The organism is Catellatospora sp. NPDC049133, assembly GCF_040648455.1.
Classification (GTDB): Bacteria; Actinomycetota; Actinomycetes; order Mycobacteriales; family Micromonosporaceae; genus Catellatospora; species Catellatospora aurea.
In genome coordinates this window covers 256,612-273,262 of the sequence record NZ_JBEZDT010000008.1, presented here as the reverse complement: position 1 = coordinate 273,262, position 16,651 = coordinate 256,612, and the positions used below count along the sequence as shown (strand labels likewise).

The following is a 16,651-nucleotide window of genomic DNA, read 5'->3' as shown; positions in this document are numbered from 1 at the left end:
AAGAACAACACTAAGAGATCTTCTCCGACGGGGGGGGGGGGGCCCCCGCCCCCCCCCCCCCCCCCGCCGTGTGGGCGAACGTGAAGGTCAGCGGGCCAGGCCGACCCGGTCCAGGATCCAGGCCGCCACGAACGCCTCTTCCTTCCAGGCGTCGTAGCGCCCGGACGGGCCGCCGTGACCGGCGCCCATCTCGGTCTTGAGCAGGTACTCGCCGCGCGGGGCGGTGTGCCGCAGGGCCGCGACCCACTTGGCCGGCTCGCTGTAGCGCACCCGTGTGTCGTTCAGGCTGGTCACCGCGAGGATCGCCGGGTACTCGAGGTCGGCGACGTTCTCGTACGGCGAGTAGGCCTTCATGTACGCGTACACCTCGGGGGATTCCAGCGGGTTGCCCCACTCCTCCCACTCGGTGACGGTGAGCGGCAGCGACGGGTCGAGGATCGACGACAGCGGGTCGACGAACGGCACCTGCGCGACGATGCCCGCGAAGGCCTCCGGGGCGATGTTGGCGACCGCGCCCATGAGCAGGCCGCCGGCCGAGCCGCCGCGCGCGATGATGCGGTCGGGGCTGGTCCAGCCGCTCTTGGCCAGGTGCCGCGCGCACGCGACGAAGTCGGTGAACGTGTTGCGCTTGGCCAGCAGCTTGCCGTCGTCGTACCAGTGCCGGCCCAGCTCACCGCCGCCGCGCACGTGCGCGACCGCGAAGACCACGCCCCGGTCGAGCAGCGACAGCCGGGGGATGGAGAACCACGGGTCCATGCTCGACTCGTACGAGCCGTAGCCGTAGAGCACCAGGGGCGCGCTGCCGTCGACGGGCGTGCCCGCCTTGCAGACCAGTGAGATCGGCACGCCCGTGTTGTCGTCGGCGGTCGCCCATACCCGGTGCTGCTCGTAGTGGGCAGGGTCGAACGGCTCGTCGGCCGGGCCCTGCAGCACCGGCTTGCGCTTGCGCAGCAGCAGTTCGCCGGTGGCCACCACGTAGTCGAAGACCGAGTCCGGGGTGACCATCGAGGCGTAGGTCAGCCGTAGCTGGTCGGTGTGGTAGTCGGGGTTGCCGGACAGCCCGACCGTGTAGAGCGGCTCCGGGAAGGTGATGTCCCGCGGCTTCGAGGTGGGCTCGCCCGAGGTCGGGAACAGGCGCAGGCCGGTCAGGCCCTCGCGGCGCAGCGACACCACGTACTGGTCGGCGAAGGCGTCCACGCCCTCCAGGCGTACGCCCTGGGTGTGGCCGATCAGTTCCTGCCAGTCCGAAGGGTCGGCGACCGGGGCCTGGGCGAGGGTGAAGTCGGCGGCGTCGCGGTTGTGCAGGATCAGCAGCCGGTCGCCCTGCGGCTCGACGGAGTACTCCAGGCCCTGCACGCGCGGGGTGACCACGGTCGGCGCGGCGGTGGGCTCGTCGGCCGGGATCAGCCAGACCTCGCTGGTGACCTTGCTGTGGATGTCGATCTGGATGAAGCGCTGCGAGCGGGTCAGCTCGACGCCGATCCAGAAGCGCTCGTCCGCCTCCTCCAGCACCAGGGCGTCGTCGCCGGTCGAGCCGACCGCGTGCCGCCACACCCGGTGCGGGCGCCAGGCCTCGTCCACGGTCAGGTAGAACAGCTGCGTGCCGTCCGCCGACCAGGCGCTGCCGTAGAACGCGCCCTCGATCCGGTCGGGCAGGATCTCGCCGGTGGCCAGGTCCTTGATCTGGAGCGTGAAGCGCTCCTCGCCGGTGTGGTCGGTGGAGTAGGCCAGCAGCCGCCCGTCCGGGCTCACGTCGAGCGTGCCCAGGGCGAAGAAGTCGTGCCCGGCGGCCAGTTCGTTGCCGTCGAGCAGGATCTCCTCGTCGGCGGGCGGGGCACCGTCGGCCGGGGTCGGCGGCGCGGTCTCGCCGGCGGTGACCGGGCGCCGGCACTGGATGCCGTACTGCTTGCCGGCCTCGGTGCGCGCGTAGTACCAGTAGGCGCCCTTGCGGACCGGCACCGACAGGTCGGTCTCCTGGGTGCGGCCCTTGATCTCGCCGAACAGCGTCTCGCGCAGCCCGCTCAGGTGGGCCGTGGCGTGCTCGGTCCAGGCGTTCTCGGCCTCCAGGTACGCGGTGACCGCCGGGTCGTCCTTCGTCTCCAGCCAGGCGTACTCGTCGATGACGTCGTCGCCGTGATGGCTGCGCGTGCTCGCGATCCGCGGTGCGACGGGGGCCGTGACCGGCCCGTTGGGGAGATCGGAAGTCATGGCGGTAACGCTACCGGCAGCCCGGGTGGGAAGGCAGTGGTGATTGCCGGAACCGTCGATGTTGACTAGTATCGAACATATGTTCTAACGAGCTTTGTGCGCTGCGTGAGGATTTCCGTCTCACGTGTCGCCAGCCCGCCTTGCGCGGGGTGAACTGTCAGGAGCGGCACCTTCCATTCGGTTGGAGCGAGGGATGACGGCACCGGTGCGTGAGGAATCCGAGCTGGACGGGTTGCGGCTGGGCTGCCCCGTGCGCCCGGCGGGCCCGCTCGACACGGTCGACGGCGCGCTGGTGCGCTGGGTCGCCGCGCCGCATGACCTCGCCGAGGCCGCCGCCCTGATGCGCCGCGCCCACGAGCTGGGGCTGACCGTGCTGCCCCGGGGCAGCGGGTCCAAGGCCAGCTGGCTCGACCCGCCGCCGGTGGTCGACCTGCTAGTCGACCTCTCCGACCTCGCCACGCTGCACTACGACCCCATGACCGAGCAGCTCACCGTCGGCGCGGGCGCGGGGGTCGCGGCGACGCAGGACGTGCTCGCCCGGTCGGGCCGCCGGCTGGCGCTGGACCCGCCGTCGCCGCGTGCGACGTTCGGCGGGGTGCTGGCGGCGGCCGAGTTCGGGCCGCTGACCCACCTCTACGGGCCGCCCGCGGTGCAGGTGGTCGACGCGACGGTGGTGCTGCCCGACGGCACGGTCACCACCGTGGCCGACCGCGCCCGCCTGCTCGGGTCCAGCATCTTCGACCTGCGCTGGACGCATCCAGGCGGGCCGCACCCCGCCTGCCTGATCGTCGAGGTGACGCTGCGGACCTATCCGCTGGCTCCCGCCGCGTCCTGGGTGGTCTGCCCGGTGCTGCAGCCGCTGCAGGTCGCGACCCTGCGCGACGACGTGCTGGCCGCGAATCTCGCCCCGGCCGCGATCGAGCTGGACATGCCGGGCATCCGCCGCACCCCGCAGGCGGGCGGGCGGCGCGACGCCACCGGGGTGATGGCGGTGCTGCTGGAGGGCTCGCCGGTCAGCCTCGCCGACCGTGGCCGCCTGCTGGTGCGCCGCCTGGGCGGGCACGCGTACCTGACCACACAGGCCCCGCCGTGGTGGGGCAAGTATCCGTTCCGTCCCGGCGAGGTGGCGGTGCGGCTCTACGCGCCCGAGGGCGACCTGCACTCGGTCTGCTACACCCTGGTCGACGCGATCGGGTCGCCTGTGCCGGTGCGCGGCAGCATCGGGGTCGGGCAGGCGTGGGCCGCGGTGCCCGGCGAGCTGCCCGCGGGGCGGCTGGTGTCGGTGCTGGAGACGTTGCGGGAGGTGCTGCTGGCGCGCAGCGGCTCCGCTGTGGTGCAGGCCGCCCCACCGCACCTGCGTGAGCTGCTCGCGCCGTATCGCGTGCCATAATTCGTACGCTGTGATCGACTTCAACGAGCCGGTGGGTTACCCGGCAGACGCACCCGCCTCCCAGGAACTTTTCGACCGGGCGGCGGCGATCGTGCCCGGCGGTGTGAACTCGCCCGTCCGGGCGTTCCGCGCCGTCGGCGGCACCCCGCGATTCATGGTTCGCGGCGAGGGCCCCTGGCTCTTCGACGCGGACGGCCGCCGCTACGTGGACCTCGTCTGCTCGTGGGGCCCGCTGCTGCTCGGCCACGCGCACCCCGAGGTCGTCGCGGCCATCCAGGCCGCCGCCGCCCGGGGCACCAGCTTCGGCACGCCCACCCCGGGCGAGGTCGAGCTGGCCGAGGAACTGGTCGCGCGCACCGCCGCCGAGCAGATCCGGCTGGTCAACTCGGGCACCGAGGCGACCATGTCGGCGATCCGGCTGGCCCGTGGCTTCACCGGCCGCACGAAGATCATCAAATTCGCCGGCTGCTACCACGGCCACGTCGACGCACTGCTCGCCGCGGCCGGTTCCGGCGTCGCCACGCTCGCGCTGCCCGACTCGCCCGGGGTGACCGGCGCGGGCGCCTCCGAGACGATCGTGCTCAAGTACAACGACCTGGACGCGGTGGCGCAGGCGTTCGAGACGCACGGCGCGGACATCGCCGCGATCATCACCGAGGCCGCCGCGGGCAACATGGGCGTGGTCGCGCCGCGGCCCGGCTACAACGCCGGCCTGGCCGAGATCGCGCACCGGCACGGCTCGCTGCTCATCATGGACGAGGTGATGACCGGCTTCCGGGTGTCGCGCTCCGGCTGGCAGGGCCTGGAGCCGGTCGACGCCGACCTGTGGACGTTCGGCAAGGTCATGGGCGGCGGCCTGCCCGCCGCGGCGTTCGGCGGCCGGGCCGAGGTGATGTCGAAGCTGGCCCCGGCCGGCCCGGTCTACCAGGCGGGCACCCTGTCCGGTAACCCGCTGGCCTGCGCCGCCGGTCTGGCCACGCTGCGGCTCGCCGATGACGCGCTGTATGCCAGGCTCGACGCCACCGCCGCGACCATCGGGGAGCTGGCGACGAAGGCGCTGGCCGAGGCGGGCGTGCCGCACCGGCTCGCCACCGCGGGCAGCATGTTCTCGATCTTCTTCGCCGACGCCGAGGTGCACGACTACGACGACGCCCGACGGCAGAACACCGCCGCGTTCAAGGCGTTCTTCCACAGCATGCTGTCGCAGGGCGTCTATCTGCCGCCGAGTGCGTTCGAGTCGTGGTTCGTCTCGGGCGCCATCGACGACGAGGCCCTCGACCACATCGCCGCCGCCCTGCCGGGCGCGGCACGAGCGGCGGCGGCAGCCGGGTCATGATCGAGCAAGGCGAGATCATCATGTGGTCGGCATGCCATCTGCCGAGCGCGCGGAGGGTGATCGGCAGATGAGGACGATCGTCCACCTGCTCCGGCATGGAGAGGTGCAGAACCCCGCCAAGATTCTGTACGGGCGGCTGCCCGGCTTCCAGCTCAGCGGCCTCGGCCAGCAGATGGCGAAGGCGGCCGCCACGGCGCTGGCCGACCGGGACATCACCTACCTGGTCTCCAGCCCTCTGGAGCGGGCCCAGCAGACCGCGCTGCCCTTCGCCGAGCAGCTCGGGCTCGACGTGCACATCGACCCGAACCTGATCGAGAGCGGCAACTACTTCGAGGGCATGCGGGTCGGCGCGGGCGACGGCGCATTGCGTGATCCGCGCCACTGGTGGGTGCTGCGCAACCCGATGACGCCCAGCTGGGGCGAGCCGTATCGGCTGATCGCGGCCCGGATGATCCTGGCCCTGCACGCCGCCCGCGAGCACGCCCGCGGGCACGAGGCGGTGTGCGTGTCGCACCAGCTTCCGATCTGGACCCTGCGCATGGCGCTGGAGGGCCGGCGGCTGTGGCATGACCCGCGCCGCCGCCAGTGCGGGCTGGCCAGCCTGACCTCGTTCGTCTTCGAAGGTGATCAGTTGGCGCAGATCACATACTCCGAGCCGGCAGCCCACCTGGGGACCGGAGCCGGGCGCGGGGCATGATGGGGCGCGTGACATCACGCCCCCGCACCCGCCGCGCCGTGCTGGCGCTCGCCGTGGCCGGGCTGGCCACGACCGCGCTGGCGGCCTGCGGCGATGACGAGAAGCCGCCCGCCGTCGGTGACGTGCTGCGCTTCCCGGCCACCGAGCGCAAGGCGGCCCCGGCGGTCACCGGTGAACTGCTCGACGGCGGCGCGTACGACATGGCGGGCAAGCTGGGCAGCGTGGTGGTCGTGAACTTCTGGGCGAGCTGGTGCGCGCCCTGCCGACTGGAGGCCGCCGACCTGGAGCAGGTCGCCAAGGACACCGCCGCCTCGGGCGTGGTCTTCCTCGGCATCAACAACCGCGACGACCGGGACAAGGCCAAGGCGTTCGTGGCCGCCCGCAACTCGTACCCGAGCATCTTCGACCCGGGCGGCCGGCTGTCGCTGCGTTTCGTCGACGTGCCCCCGGTGTCCACCCCGTCCACGTTGATCATCGACCGGCAGGGCCGGGTCGCCGCCGTGCTGCGCAAGGCGACCAACGCCGCCGAGCTGGGCCCGATCGTGCGTGAGATCGCCGCCGAGCAGGCCGGCTGATGGGTGCGGACTTCGCCGCCGTGGTCAACGGCGGGCCGCTGGTGCTGGCGATCGCCGTCGCGGCGCTCGCCGGGCTGGCCAGCTTCCTGTCGCCGTGCGTGCTGCCGCTGGTGCCGGGCTATCTGTCGTACGTGACCGGCCTGGTCGGCGCGGACCTCGACGCCACGCTCGGCGACGACCGCACCGGCCTGGGGCGGGCCCGCCGCGGCCGGGTGCTGGCCGGCGTGCTGCTGTTCATCGCCGGGTTCGCCGCCGTCTTCCTGACCACCACGATCGTCGCGGCGCAGATCGGCCGACTGCTGCTCACCTACGAGCGGGCGCTGCAGGTCGGCATCGGCGCGCTGATCGTGCTGTTCGGCTTGGCCTTCCTCGGGGTCATCCCGGGCCTGGACAACGAGAAGCGCATCCAGAAGCTGCCCCAGGCCGGGCTGTGGGGGGCGCCGGTCTTCGGCGCCGTCTTCGCGCTGAGCTGGGTGCCGTGCCTGTCCCCGACGCTCGCCGCGGTCGGCGCGCTGGCCGGCGCGTACGGCGACACCGGCCGCGCCATCGTGCTGGGCCTGGCGTACTGCCTGGGCATCGGCATCCCGTTCCTGGTGCTGGGCCTGGGCATGCGCAAGCTCACCGGCGTGGTCGGCTTCATCCGGCGCAACTCGCGCTGGGTCACCCGCTTCGGCGGCGCGCTGCTGATCCTCGTCGGCCTCGCCCTGATCACCGGTGCGTGGGGCGACTTCGTGATCTGGCTGCGGGTCACCTTCGGAGCCGGGGAGATCTCCATATGAGTGGGCGCCGCACGACCCGTCGCGTCGGCACGGTCCCCGGGAACGCCGCATGAGCCTCACCGAAGCCGCCGTCGAGAACCGGCCCGCCGACGAGCCGCCGCACCGGCGTACCCCCGGCTTCGTCGCGGCCGGATGGGCCGCGGCGCGCAACGGGTGGCGGCAGCTGACCAGCATGCGCACCGCGCTGATGCTGTTGTTCCTGCTGGCCGTCGCGGCGATCCCCGGGTCGGTCCTGCCGCAGCGCGCGGTCAAGGTCGAGGACGTGCAGGGCTTCTACGCCGCCAACCCGAAGCTCGCGCCCGTGCTGGACCGGCTGTGGGGCTTCGACGTGTACGCCTCGCCCTGGTTCGCCGCGATCTATCTGCTGCTGTTCACCTCGCTGATCGGCTGCATCACCCCGCGCCTGCGCGACCACGCGAAGGCGCTGCGCACCGCGCCGCCGGACGCGCCCAAGTATTTCAACCGCCTCCCGCAGGCGGCCAAGCTCGACCAGCCCGTCGACGAGGCGGCGGCGAAGGCCGCGCTGCGCGGCTGGCGGACCGTACGCCGCGAGCAGGCCGACGGCACGGTCACCCTGGCCGCCGAGAAGGGTTACCTGAAGGAGGCCGGCAACCTGCTGTTCCACAGCTCGCTGCTGGTCATCCTGATCGGCGTCGGGCTCGGCTCACAGTGGGGCTGGCACGCCGGGCGGCTCATCGTCGCCGGACCGGAGCAGGTCTTCTGCAACACCGTGCAGCAGTACGACGACTTCGGGCTCGGCCCGCAGGTAGGCGCGGGCGACCTGCCCGACTTCTGCCTCGAACTCACCGACTTCCGCGCCGAGTACCGCGCGGACGGCATGCCGATCTCGTTCGCCGCCGACGTGGCCGCGACCGACTCCGCGCACGGCGACCTGGGCCGGCACACGTTCAGCGTGAACCACCCGCTGCGCCTGGACGGCGCGAACGTGTACCTGCTCGGCCACGGGTACGCCCCGGTGCTGCGCTACACCGACGCGGCCGGGGTGACCCAGGAGACGGTGTCGCCGTTCCCGTACACCGACCCGACGCTGACCAGTGAGGGCGTGGCCGCGTTCCCGGACGCCAACGGCAGCGACAAGACGAAGCAGATGGCGTTCTCCGGCATTTACCTGCCGACCAAGGACGGGCCGCCGTACCTGCGCTCGGACCACCCGGAGGAGCGCAACCCCGCGCTCATGCTCACCGCGTACCGCGGTGACCTCGGGCTGGACGCGGGCATCCCGAGTTCGGTCTACGACCTCGACCAGCGCCAGCTGGACGCGGGACGGCTGAAGAAGTACGGCGAGCCGAAGCTGATGCGGCGCGGCGAGACGTGGACCCTGCCGGACGGCAGCAAGCTCGAGTTCGTCGGCACCCGGCAGTGGATCACGGTGTCCATCCGGCACGACCCGGGCGAGCCGATCGTGCTCGCCGGCGCGGTCCTGCTGCTGGTCGGCCTGCCGCTGTCGCTGTACGGCAAGCGCCGCCGGGTCTGGCTGCGGCTGCGCGCCGACGGCACCGCCGAGGCGGGCGGCCTGCCCCGCACCGAGTACCCCGGTTTCGAAGACGAGTTCCGTTCCCTGGTCGAGAGGTGGCAACGGTAGTGGCAGAACTGTCCGACGGCCTTCTGGTCGTCACCCTGCTGTCGTACCTGGTCGCGATGCTGCTGCACGCGGGCGAGTACGCGTTCGGCACCCGCGGCCGGATCGCGAACGCGGCCGCCGCACCCGCCGCCGCCCCGGCGAGGGAACTCGTCGGCGCGGGCGCACCGGTCGTCGAGAAGGCCCCGCACGCCTACGCGGCCCCCGCCGTCGACGAGCCTTCCTCCGCTGCCGGTGGCCGGTCGCGCGCCGCGTGGCTCGGGCCCGCCGCGGTCGGCGCGACGATCCTCGGTGCGGTCGCGCACGTGGTCACCGTGGTGACCCGCGGTATCGCCGCCGAGCGGCTGCCGTTCGGCAACATGTACGAGTTCGTGCTGTCGATCACGGCGCTGGGCAGCGTCATCTGGCTGGGCACGCTGTTCTTCCAGCGGCAGGTGCGCCACCTCGGCCTGTTCGTGATGCTGTTCGAGGTGCTGCTCGTCGGCGTCGCCGGCATGATCCTCTACACGCCGGTCGGGCCGCTGGTCCCGGCGCTGGACTCGTACTGGTTCGGTATCCACATCGGCGCGGTCATCACCTCGTCCAGCCTGTTCATGGTCGCCGGCGCGGCGTCGATCATGTACCTGGTCCGGACCGGCTACGACAACGGCAAGCGCGGCTTCCTGTACGCCTTCGGCGGCCGCCTGGCCAACGCCGAGGCCGTCGAGCGGCTCTCCTTCCGGCTGCACGCCTTCGCGTTCCCGATCTGGACGTTCGGCGTCACCGCGGGCGCGATCTGGGCCGAGGTCGCCTGGGGCCGGTACTGGGGCTGGGACCCGAAGGAGGTCTGGGCGTTCATCTCCTGGGTCGTCTACGCGGGTTACCTGCACGCCCGGGCCACCCCGAGCATCAAGCGCTCCACCGCGGCCTGGATCGCGGTGATCGGCTTCCTGACGATGATGATGAACCTGTTCGGCGTCAACATCTTCTTCACCGGCCTGCACTCCTACGGCGGCGTCTGACCCCCTTGCGAACAAAGGAAGGGCACCTTCTTAACGCTCCGCGTTAAAGAAGGTGCCCTTCTTAACCTCTGAGCCCTGTTGAGCTGGGACGTTGCTAGGACTTCCGGCGAGGACCGGGGCCGCCCCGGCGGTGGCGGGGTTGGGCGTTGTGGCGGGCGGCGGTCACCAGAGGCGGTCGATGAGGCCAGGGTGCAGTGCGATGCGGGCCCCGGTGAACGACTCCGTGTGCCGCCGTGCGGCCGCCGAGAAGAAGCCCGCCATGGTGACCTTGTCGAACAGGTCGCTGGCGAAGGGATCGTCGGGGGTGCCACCCACCAGCACCGCGCCCGGCACCAACTGCCAGCCGGCACTCTCGTAGAAGCTCTGCAGCTCCCGGTCACAGGTGAAGATGCCCAGGTCAGCACCGCTGAGACGGATCGTCTCGCGCGCGTGGGCCACCAGCCGGCGGCCGTATCCCCGGCCGCGGTACGCCACCCCGGTGACGACCCTGCTGAGCCCTCGGGCCTTGAAGCTCCGACCGTCGTGGCGGATCTCCTTGGACAACAGATCGAGGCCCGCGAGCACCACGCCGGCGTCATCGACCAGCAGCATCGCCACGGGGTCGAGTTCCGGATCATGCCAGTCGTCGCCGGCACCGGGTCCGCTGCCGCCCCCGGCATCGGACGCGGCACTGGCACCGGTGTCAGGCGGCCAGGCCTGTGCTTGCAGTGCCAGCACCTGTGCCCGCAGCTCGGCCGGCGTCTCCCGCTCGGAGAAGGTGACGATCCGCACGAGGCCGAAGGCTAGCGCAGCCGACCCGTGGCGTCGCCCCGTGGTTCACGGCACCAGCCGTCGCGACTCGCACCTGCCCTGCTCAAAGCCCTGAGACGTTAATAAGGGCACCTTCTATAACGCGGAGCGTTAAGAAGGTGCCCTTCCTTGCCCGGTCAGCAGGTGGTGGTGGTCCATGAGGTGTAGGGGCGCAGCCAGTCGAGGCAGTAGGTGGCGAAGTCGGCGCCGGGGCTGGTGGGGACTTCGGCGTTCCAGGGGCGCAGGCCGGCGTCGGGGGAGGTCTTGAGCTGGACGTTGTCGATCGCGAGCCGGGGGATGGTGACCGTGCCGGGGTCGGCGGGGTCGGCGTGGACCTCGACGTACTGCTCGATCTCGGCCTGGCCGGACAGCGGCAGCGGGCGGCTGGTGAGCAGGTTCCAGCGCTCGCCCCACCACAGCCAGGCCTGCCAGGACGGCTGCTCGCCGCCGGCTTCGGTCTGCAGGTGCAGCCACAGCTTGTCGCCGGGGGAGACCGCGTACTGGTCGTAGAAGGCCCAGGCGCGGGTGGCCGTGTCGTAGGTGTAGACGCGCTGGCGGGCATTGCCGGACCAGCCGGTCTCGGTCCAGCCGACCTCCAGCCACGCCTGCTCGGCGCCGCGGCCCGCCTTGGCCATGAACCGGGCCGCGACGAAGTCGTACGTGCCCTGCCGCACCCCGGCGTCGCCGACCTCGATCCGGCCGAGCACGCCCGACCAGCGTCCCCGCGTCGTCGCACCGAGGTGGTGGTAGCCGGGGCTGGGCACCGCGGCCGCGACGGGCTGCACCACGGTGGCGCGCGAGCGGCAGGCACCCGGGGCGGCCAGGCCGGCCGGTCCGGTGGGCGCGCTGGTGGAGGCGGGACGGCCGGTGGGACAGTCGGGCAGGGTGCCGGCGCCGGTCCCGGGGGTGCATCCGGCGGCGAGCGCCAGCAGCGCAGCCGCCAGGATCCTGGCGAAGCGGGGGTTCACATCCGGGTCAACCGGGCGGGACGGGCCGGAGTGACGATGGCGTACGCCGCAGCGCCTCGCCCCTCCCCGGCGGAGTGACGGGGCGGATGCGAGGATGCCAGCATGGCGGCACCGCGTTTCCCGTTCGACGACCTGCAGGGCTTTCTCGGCGCGCTGGAGCGGGCCGGCGAGTTGCACCGGGTCACCACCCCTGTCGATCCGACGCTGGAGATCAGCGAGATCGTCACCCGTACCGTGCGGGCCAAGGGCCCGGCGTTGCTGTTCGAGAAGCCGACCCGCGGCGTGATGCCGCTCGCGATCAACATCTTCGGCAGCGACCGCCGCATGGCGATGGCGCTGGGAGTGCAGGACTTCGACGAGATCGGGGCCCGCATCGGCGAGCTGGCCAAGCCGGAGCTGCCGCAGGGGTTCAGCGGCATGATGGACGGCCTTGGCAAGATCATGCAGCTCAAGTCGCTGCCGCCGAAGAAGGTCAGGAGCGCGCCCTGCCAGGAGGTCGTGCTCAAGGGCGACGAGGTCGACCTGAACATGCTGCCCGGCCTCGTCATGTGGCCCGGCGACGGCGGCATCTACCACAACTACGGTTTGACCCATACCAAGCACCCGGAAACCGGGAAGCGCAACCTTGGCCTTTACCGGCTGCAGCAGCACTCGCACAACAGCGTCGGCATGCACTGGCAGATCCACAAGGATTCGACCGCCCACCACGCCGTGGCCGAGCGCCGCGGCGAGCGGCTGCCGGTCGCGATCGCGTTCGGCGCGGACCCGGTGGTGTCGTACTCGGCGAGCGCGCCGCTGCCCGGTGACATCGACGAGTACCTGTTCGCCGGGTTCCTGCGCGGAGAGCGGGTCGAGCTGGTCGACTGCTTGACCGTGCCGCTGCAGGTGCCCGCGACCGCCAACGTGATCCTGGAGGGCTGGGTCGAGCCGGGCGAGCGGCTGCCGGAGGGCCCGTTCGGCGACCACACCGGCTTCTACACGCCCGTCGAGCCGTTCCCGGTCATGCACGTCGAGTGCATGACGATGCGCCGCGACCCGATCTACCACTCGATCATCACCAGCAAGCCGCCGCAGGAGGACGGGCCGATCGGCCTGGCCACCGAGCGCATCTTCCTGCCGCTCATCAAGATCCTGGTGCCGGACATCGTGGACTACCACATGCCCGAGGCGGGCGTGTTCCACAACTGCCTGGTGGTCGCGATCAACAAGCGGTACCCGAAGCACGCGCAGAAGGTGATGAGCGCCGTCTGGGGCGCGCACCTGCTCAGCCTCACCAAGCTGATCGTGGTCGTCGACGACGACTGCGACCCGCGCGATCTGCAGGAGGTCGCGTTCCGCGCCTTCGGCAACGTGGACTACGCGCACGACCTGGTGCTGACCCAAGGGCCGGTGGACCACCTCGACCACGCGTCGTACCAGCAGTTCTGGGGCGGCAAGGCCGGCGTCGACGCCACCCGCAAGCTGCCCACCGAGGGTTACACCCGCGGCTGGCCGGAGGAGATGCGGATGGCCCCCGAGATCGTCGCGAAGGTCGACAAGCGGTGGAAGGAGTACGGGTTCCCGGAGAGCCCGTCGCGGAAGGGTTGGGGCAAGTGAGCACCGCGTCGCGCGATGTCGCCGCGCCCGGCGCCGAGCTCAAGGAGCCGGGCCGGGTCAAGGCGTTCCTGAAGCTGGTCGCGATCGAGCACTCCGTGTTCGCGCTGCCGTTCGCGTACCTGTCCGCGCTGGTCGCGATGGACCGCACGCTCGGCCGGATCGACTGGCTCGTGCTGCTGCTGATCACGATCGCGATGGTCGGGGCGCGCACCTTCGCGATGGCCGCGAACCGGATCATCGACCGGCACATCGACGCGCGCAATCCGCGTACCGCGCAGCGTGAACTGGTCACCGGCGCGGTGAGCGTGCGCACGGCCTGGCTCGGCGCGGCCGTGGCACTGGTCGTGTTCATGGGCGCGGCGCTCGCCCTCAACCCGCTGTGCGCACTGCTCGCGCCGCTGGCCGTGGTGCCGCTGGTGCTGTACCCGTACGGCAAGCGCTTCACCGACTGGCCGCACGCGATCCTGGCGCTGGCGCAGGCGGTCGGGCCGATCGGGGCCTGGCTCGCGGTCACCGGGACCTTCGCCGGGTCCGGCCCGGCCTGGCTGCTCGGCCTCGCCGTGGGGCTGTGGATCGGCGGCTTCGACCTGATCTACGCCTGCCAGGACGCCGAGGTGGACCGGCAGATCGGCGTGCGCAGCGTGCCCGCCCGGTACGGCGTGCGCAACGCGCTGCTGATCTCCACGCTCACCCACGTGGTGACGTTCGCGCTGTTCGTTTGGTTCGGCGTATGGGTCGGCCTGGCCTGGCCCTGGTGGATCGGCCTTGCCCTGACCGCGGGTGCCTTCGCCTACCAGCACGTCATCGTGACCCCCACCGACCTGTCCAAAGTCAACCGGGCCTTCTTCACCGCCAACGGCTTCGTCGGCATCGCCCTGTTCGTCTTCGCCATCCTCGCCCTCTGGCTCTGACCCACCCCCGCGCCCCCCACCTGCCGCAACTCTTAAAGAGTCGCGGGGCGGCGGGTCATCGGTGGCCGAGGTGGCCGGTCCAGCGGGTGAGGAGGGTGTGGGGGACGGCGACGGTGTCGAGGACTTTGCCGGCGACGAAGTCGATGAGTTGCTGGGCGTGGGCTTTCGCGCCGCTGCCGTAGAAGCCGGGGCTGGCCGGGAGGACCACCGCGCCGGAGTCGATGAGTTCGACCAGGTGCAGCAGGTGGCTGCGGGTCACCGGGGTCTCCCGGGGCACGATCACCACCGGGCGGCGCTCCTTGAGGTTCACCTCGGCCGCCCGCTGCAGCAGGTCCTTGGACAGGCCGAGCGCGATGCCCGCGCACGCCGCCGTCGAGGCCGGGACGACGATCATGCCCTTGGCCCGGTACGAGCCGCTGCTCGGTCCCGCCGCGAGGTCGCCGGCGGGCCAGTAGCGCAGGTCGGCGTCGTCGAGCGGGGTATCCAGCCAGGTGGCCAGGTCCTCGCGCCAGTGCGCGTCCCGGAACGCGTGCCCGGTCTCGTCGAGGATGGTCAGCCGGGCCGCCCGGGACACGACCAGGTCGACCGCCTCCCCCGCCGCGCACAACCCGCGCAGCACGGCTGCGGCGTACGGCGTCCCGGAAGCCCCCGACACCCCCAGCACCCAGGGCGTACGCGGCGCGACATCGGCAGACACACCGATGACACTAGCCGGGTCCGTTGACCGGCTGGACACGGCTGCCTAGCCTCAGCGCATGGCAGCCCAGTCGGCTGGCGTCCGGATCGCGGTCGAGATCGTGGTCGACCGGCCTGTCGCCCAGGTCTTCGCGTACCTGTCCGATGTTCGCAACGATCAGCAGTGGTGGAGCGGCATCCACTCGTCGCGCCGGATCGGCGACGGCGGTGTCGGCACCTTCTACGAGCTGGACGCGACCCTGCTCCGGGTGCGGCATCAGACCCGCATCGAGGTGACCGCCCAGGACCCGCCGTACCGCCAGACGATCATGGTCCGCAGCGGCCCCCTGCCCTACACCGCCCACTACGAGTGGTCGCCCCTCACCCCCGACCGCACCCGCTTCAACCTGGTCGCCGAGATCGCCGCAGCCCGCCCCTGGGCCCGCTTCGGCCCCCTCCTCAACCCCCTCCTTTCCCTCCTGGCCCGCCGCTACTTCCGCCGCGTCCCCGCCCTCATCGAATCCGCCACCACCCCCTGACCCCGCCCCATGATCGCGACGATCTTGCGCGAACTGTTGCCCTTGTGGTCGTTTTGCGCGTGTCGTCCCCACAGCCCACGCAAGATCGCCGCCTGGGGCGGGGCGGGGGTCAGATGGCGTATTCGCCGAGGGGGTTGGTGTGGGCGTGGGAGTACATGTGTTCGTGGAAGCGGACGAAGCGGTCGATGAGGGTGGTGGCGCGGCGGTCGGGGAGGCGGGCGTCGAGGGCCGCGAGGCCGGCGGCCAGGCGGGCGCTGTGCAGTCCGTAGAGGCCGGCGTGGTAGGTGAGGCTGTCGGCGAGGGCGGTCAGGGCGCTGGTGGCGTCGGGGGCTCGGCGGGCGTGCCAGAGGGCGACGTTGGCCTCGCCGTTGACGATGTCCTTCTGCAGGCGGTTGAAGGCGGCGTCGGGGTCGGCGGCGAGCTGGTCCAGGGCGGCTTCGGCGGTGTCGCGGCCGTCGGTGTCGCAGGTGCGTGCGATGCGGTTGATGAGAGCGTGCTGCTGAACGGGGGGCATGCGCAGCAGGCGGGTACCGAGGTCGTTCTGGAGGCGTACCAGCAGGGCGGCGTCGGAGAGCACGTCGCTGAGGGTGCCGTCGGCGAGCACCGCGCGGTGTACAGCAACCGGGGCCAGCAGGTCGTTGAGCACGCAGACGAAGTAGGCCAGGGTCGGCAGGACGAGGATGCTCTGGCCGCCGAGTGCCGCCAGGTCGAGCCGGGACAAGTGCTCGGCGCGCAGCGTGCGCTCGACGGCCCGGTAGCGGTCGGCGAGGCCCTGGCGCACCAGGGAGGCGGTGGGCGTGCCGTCGATGCCGTCCACCAGGTCGCGGCAGCTCTCGACGTTGGCCACGAGCGCGGCCCACAGGCCGTACTCGACGTCCTGCAGCAGCGGCGCGTCGGCCCCGACGTGGCGGGCGTAGTCCTCGGCCATGCCCGCGCGTTTGCTCTTGACCAGGCTCTGCTCGAAGCCGGAGGCGTGCCGGGCGGCGTCGCGTGCCGGTCCGGACAGCAGCAGCATGGCCGGGGTGTTCCGGCCGGGGGCCAGTGCCTGGAGCATGGCCCGGTTGAGCGCGCCGATCAGGTCGAGCCGGCGGGTCTGGGCGGCGTCGAGCACCGGGTGGCCCAGGCCGATGGCGAGGTCGTCGGAGACCACCTCGAACACCTGGTAGGCGTTCATGCGGCCGGCATGGTGGAGCATGGCGGGCCAGTCGTCCTCCTCAACCAGCCCGGTGAGCATCCGGGTGTTCATGGTGACGAGCTGGATGACGCCGGTGCTCTGGAGGTATTCGTGCCGCCGGGGATTCTCCGCCGAGTATGCCCACGCGGTGAAGTCCCGGTAGGGTCCGGCGGGCATGTGCCGCCGGATGGTCTCGGTCAACGCCGAGCACGTCGCGGCCAGCAGCTGGGCGGCGCGCCGGTTGGTGGGCATGCGGCGACTCGATCCTCGGGTCCGGCACGGGCCACACGGTTCGGTGGCCCGTTCAAGGAACGTGGTGAGTCCCTTCCCGCAGGCGGGAGGCGAGCGCCGGGACGTGCCGTGTTCCTGGCGCCGGGTCAGCGCCGCTGATGAGGGTACGACCATCTGGACCG

General features: G+C 71.8%; 15 protein-coding genes. 10 read left to right on the top strand and 5 right to left on the bottom strand.

Annotation, left to right across the window (positions count from 1 at the left end):
- Nucleotides 1-87: 87 nt before the first annotated feature.
- On the bottom strand, nt 88-2,208 hold the full coding sequence (locus AB0B35_RS11985) for a S9 family peptidase (RefSeq protein WP_361043875.1): 2,121 nt from the start codon (nt 2,206-2,208) through the stop codon (nt 88-90).
- Nucleotides 2,209-2,413: 205 nt separating this feature from the next.
- Here AB0B35_RS11985 and AB0B35_RS11980 point away from each other — a divergent pair, with 205 nt between their 5' ends.
- The 7 genes from AB0B35_RS11980 (at nt 2,414) to ccsB (ending at nt 9,586) form a co-directional block, all read left to right on the top strand.
- Entirely contained in the window at nt 2,414-3,598 is a 1,185-nt protein-coding gene (locus AB0B35_RS11980; protein ID WP_361043872.1) for an FAD-binding oxidoreductase, read from the top strand.
- A gap of 10 nt (nt 3,599-3,608) precedes the next feature.
- Nucleotides 3,609-4,934, top strand: a complete 1,326-nt coding sequence (gene hemL, locus AB0B35_RS11975; RefSeq protein ID WP_361043870.1) for a glutamate-1-semialdehyde 2,1-aminomutase — start codon at nt 3,609-3,611, stop codon at nt 4,932-4,934.
- Nucleotides 4,935-5,001: 67 nt separating this feature from the next.
- Entirely contained in the window at nt 5,002-5,631 is a 630-nt protein-coding gene (locus AB0B35_RS11970; RefSeq protein ID WP_361043868.1) for a histidine phosphatase family protein, read from the top strand.
- Nucleotides 5,632-5,639: 8 nt separating this feature from the next.
- The gene (locus AB0B35_RS11965) at nt 5,640-6,206 is read left to right on the top strand and encodes a TlpA disulfide reductase family protein (protein WP_361043865.1); all 567 of its coding nucleotides are present in this window, start codon (nt 5,640-5,642) and stop codon (nt 6,204-6,206) included.
- Complete coding sequence (locus AB0B35_RS11960) at nt 6,206-6,985, top strand: cytochrome c biogenesis CcdA family protein (RefSeq protein ID WP_361043863.1); 780 nt, start codon at nt 6,206-6,208, stop codon at nt 6,983-6,985. The genes AB0B35_RS11965 and AB0B35_RS11960 overlap by 1 nt, the downstream gene beginning before the upstream one ends.
- A gap of 172 nt (nt 6,986-7,157) precedes the next feature.
- Entirely contained in the window at nt 7,158-8,588 is a 1,431-nt protein-coding gene (locus AB0B35_RS11955; protein ID WP_361043930.1) for a cytochrome c biogenesis protein ResB, read from the top strand.
- Nucleotides 8,588-9,586 carry a c-type cytochrome biogenesis protein CcsB gene (gene ccsB, locus AB0B35_RS11950; protein ID WP_361043860.1) on the top strand — a complete coding sequence of 333 codons (999 nt, stop codon included), beginning with the start codon at nt 8,588-8,590 and terminating at the stop codon, nt 9,584-9,586. The genes AB0B35_RS11955 and ccsB overlap by 1 nt, the downstream gene beginning before the upstream one ends.
- Before the next feature lie 162 nt (nt 9,587-9,748).
- On the opposite strand, the gene AB0B35_RS11945 is transcribed toward ccsB, so the two are convergent.
- Together AB0B35_RS11945 and AB0B35_RS11940 are read right to left on the bottom strand one after the other, a co-directional pair.
- Nucleotides 9,749-10,357 carry a GNAT family N-acetyltransferase gene (locus tag AB0B35_RS11945; protein ID WP_361043857.1) on the bottom strand — a complete coding sequence of 203 codons (609 nt, stop codon included), beginning with the start codon at nt 10,355-10,357 and terminating at the stop codon, nt 9,749-9,751.
- 155 nt (nt 10,358-10,512) lie between these two features.
- A complete protein-coding gene (locus AB0B35_RS11940) occupies nt 10,513-11,343 on the bottom strand; it encodes a hypothetical protein (protein ID WP_361043856.1) in 831 nt (276 codons plus the stop codon).
- A gap of 102 nt (nt 11,344-11,445) precedes the next feature.
- On the opposite strand from AB0B35_RS11940, the gene AB0B35_RS11935 reads away from it, so the two are divergent.
- The gene (locus AB0B35_RS11935) at nt 11,446-12,939 is read left to right on the top strand and encodes a menaquinone biosynthesis decarboxylase (RefSeq protein ID WP_360535499.1); all 1,494 of its coding nucleotides are present in this window, start codon (nt 11,446-11,448) and stop codon (nt 12,937-12,939) included.
- Complete coding sequence (gene mqnP, locus AB0B35_RS11930) at nt 12,936-13,850, top strand: menaquinone biosynthesis prenyltransferase MqnP (RefSeq protein ID WP_361043852.1); 915 nt, start codon at nt 12,936-12,938, stop codon at nt 13,848-13,850. Before AB0B35_RS11935 ends, mqnP begins: the two co-directional genes overlap by 4 nt.
- A 55-nt stretch (nt 13,851-13,905) precedes the next feature.
- On the opposite strand, the gene AB0B35_RS11925 is transcribed toward mqnP, so the two are convergent.
- On the bottom strand, nt 13,906-14,547 hold the full coding sequence (locus AB0B35_RS11925; protein WP_361043849.1) for a UbiX family flavin prenyltransferase: 642 nt from the start codon (nt 14,545-14,547) through the stop codon (nt 13,906-13,908).
- A gap of 58 nt (nt 14,548-14,605) precedes the next feature.
- Here AB0B35_RS11925 and AB0B35_RS11920 point away from each other — a divergent pair, with 58 nt between their 5' ends.
- Nucleotides 14,606-15,064 (top strand): SRPBCC family protein, encoded by a 459-nt coding sequence (locus tag AB0B35_RS11920; protein WP_361043846.1) that lies wholly within the window; start codon nt 14,606-14,608, stop codon nt 15,062-15,064.
- A gap of 109 nt (nt 15,065-15,173) precedes the next feature.
- Here the strand turns inward: AB0B35_RS11920 and AB0B35_RS11915 are convergent, their stop codons facing one another.
- On the bottom strand, nt 15,174-16,490 hold the full coding sequence (locus tag AB0B35_RS11915) for a hypothetical protein (protein ID WP_361043844.1): 1,317 nt from the start codon (nt 16,488-16,490) through the stop codon (nt 15,174-15,176).
- Nucleotides 16,491-16,651: the final 161 nt, after the last annotated feature.